Raw genomic sequence first — 380 nt, forward strand, 5'->3', positions numbered from 1 at the left:
GCGCAGTCCACGTGGAAAAAGTCCACGGCCAGCATCGTCGACGCCTGCGTACGCAGGAACTGTCGCCATGTGGTGTCGGTCTGCCGTTTCGGAGCTGGGGGAGCCCCAGGGACGTCAGGACCCGGCGGATCGTGGATGCGCTCACCCGGTGGCCGAGCTTGAGGAGCTCGCCCTGGATCCGCTGGTAGCCCCACGTCGTGTTCTCGGTCGCAAGCCGCTCGATCAGCGCGGCGATCTCCTGGCTGATCGGTGGCCCTCCCGTCCGCTGCGGGTGGGTCCACTTCCGTGTGACCAGGCGGCGGTGCCACCGCAGAACGGTGCCGGGCGCGACCAGCCGGTGCGCCCGCAGCGCTCTGGGCAGGAGTCGGATCAGTGCGGCG

The 380-nt window shown here is 70.0% G+C and carries 1 pseudogene; it reads right to left on the bottom strand.

The window, feature by feature from the left end:
- A pseudogene (locus tag FMEAI12_RS30955) lies at positions 1-380 on the bottom strand (helix-turn-helix domain-containing protein); the annotation flags it as partial.

Source organism: Parafrankia sp. Ea1.12 (assembly GCF_900465275.1).
In the GTDB taxonomy this organism is placed as follows: Bacteria; Actinomycetota; Actinomycetes; order Frankiales; family Frankiaceae; genus Parafrankia; species Parafrankia soli.